This window comes from Burkholderia sp. APQ4-4ca, from assembly GCF_057837105.1.
Map to the genome: position 1 here is coordinate 1 of NZ_JBYQCG010000233.1, position 2,270 is coordinate 2,270.

General features: G+C 59.1%; 2 pseudogenes. One reads left to right on the plus strand and one right to left on the minus strand.

Going from position 1 to position 2,270, the window contains the following annotated elements:
* Positions 1 to 1,577, plus strand: a pseudogene (locus AC3IFE_RS28815) (hypothetical protein); the annotation flags it as partial.
* Between the two features lie 275 nt (positions 1,578 to 1,852).
* Here the strand turns inward: AC3IFE_RS28815 and AC3IFE_RS28820 are convergent.
* Positions 1,853 to 2,270, minus strand: a pseudogene (locus AC3IFE_RS28820) (hypothetical protein); the annotation flags it as partial.

Genomic DNA, 2,270 nt, shown 5'->3' on the forward strand with positions numbered 1-2,270 from the left:
GATACGCCCTGCAGGAGCTCAATGGATTTCCAGTTTGGCTTCCCCGGCTGTATGCGTCGTTCCCATCGCAAGTCTTCGACGTGCTGCTAAAGGAAATCAAATACGAGCTCTCTACCGAAACGGAGGAGGGGGAGAGCCACTACGCGCTCTATGACGTCAGTTGGCATGGCGATTGGATCTGGGATCAGATTGCTCCGGCGCTCTTGCCGGAGTTGCGCGCTAAGCGGGTCAATACACGGAACCTCGGCCATCTTCTCGCGATCGTCAACCGATCATCGATCGACGACAAGACGATCGCTGCAATTGCTTCGCGGAAGGCGAACGCCACTCGCAACCTCACTTTTTCTCCGATCTGGTTCGCCGCCTGGGTCGGAACCGATCCTGCCGCCGCGATCCCAGCCCTTGCCGCCCGGTTTGCCGGTATGGATGACGCGGTCCAGCAGACTAAGCTGGCTCTTGCATTCGTCGTCGCCCTCGTCGGTGGCAGGTCGAAGGAAGGACAAGCCCGGCAGGCGTATCGCACGGTCGAGCACATGAAGTCGCTCTATCTGCTCATGGCGCGCTACATCCGGCAGCAGGACGACATCGACCGCGCAGGGCAAGGCGTATACTCGCCAGGTTTGCGAGACGATGCGCAGGATGCGCGAAATGCGCTCATGGCATTTATCCGGGAGACTCCTGGGAAGGAGGCGTTCCTCGCGCTGCTCGAAATGGGACGCGCGCACCCTGATGAGCGCTCCCGGCCGTGGATGAGCTACCACGCGAAGATCAAGGCCACCGCAGACGCAGACGTCGATGCGTGGACACCGTCGCAGGTTCAGGAGTTCGGGAAATCGCTAGTAGCGACGCCGACGAATCACCGCGAACTCTGGTATCACGCCGTCGACAAGCTGGAAGCGTTGAAGCACGACCTCGAGAACGGCGATTCCAGCATCGCCTCGATCCTTCAGGCGATCGATCAAGAGACGGAGTTCAGGAAATTCTTGGGTGGATGGTGTCGCGATCGCGCAGCCGGCCGATACGTCATCCCGCAAGAAGAGGAACTGGCCGATGCGAAGCGTCCCGATCTGCGATTCTTTGGCGTCGGCTTTGACGCTCCAGTGCCGGCCGAACTCAAGCTCGCTGACAAGTGGACCGGCCCTCACCTTTTTGAGCGCCTCGAAACACAGCTGTGTGGTGACTATCTGCGCGATCTCCGCTCAAGCCGCGGCATCTTCGTCATAGTCTATCTCGGGACAAAACCCTACTGGGATCTGCCGAATGGGCACCGAGTTGACGCTTTCGAGATGCTCGTGGACGAGTTGCAGCGACACTGGGTGCTTATATCGAACGACTACCCCGGTGTTGAGGACATTCGTGTGATCGGCATCGACCTCACGCGGCGCGGCATCGATACCAAGGCGACCAAGAAGGTCAAGAGAATCACTGAGTCGACGGCAAAGCAGCCGAAGCTGGGATCGGGAAAGCGCAAAACTGCTGCATTGCGGCCTTCTTTCGGCGAGGCGCCGTCAACCCCTTCTACCAAAGACGGCGAGAAGGGCTTGAAGAAACCCGATAGACGCGAAAAAAACATCTAAATGACCGCCGTTGGAGTCGTCGACTCGAACGGCGCGTCAGAATTTTGGCTTGGAGCTGCTCGCCCGGTGGCGTTCAGATGATTGACCGCTTCTGGTCGACAAGCGTGCTAAACAATGGGCAGTTTTCGGAGCGGAGCGGCCGTTCAAGTGACTGCTGCGCGGGTCAAACGAACGGCCGAAATGGCCGAATTGAGTCAGATGAACTGACACTGTCCGTTTGCTCTAGTCCAGTTTCATACATATCACCGGATACAGCGACGACGCGCATGCATCGTCTAGTGGCTGCCCTCCGACGCACTTCCCACCGCCGCCCTCGCCCGAACGAAATGATGCTCGACCCTAGTCCGGAGCACGCCGTCGAGCGCCGCAAGCCGTTCACGCACCCGAACCGCTTGCCCTTCCGTCATCTCACCGAGCACGATTTTCTGCTCGAGAACGTCACCACATCGGGTAATAGCCCACCGATCGACCGTCGCCGTTTCCCCTTCGAGTACGGCAGCCGCGGTCGAGACGATGCCAGGATTCCGTCTCGAAACGAGATGAACCGTGTGCGTCAACGTGAAACCGGGAAGAAAATGCGACCAGTCTTCACAGACGGGCGGGCGGAAAGCGGAGGAAACTTGGCTCATGGTTGCTCCGGATGAATGGTTATCGAACCGGTGCCAGCCATGCTGCTCCCGTTTCGTTGCCGTC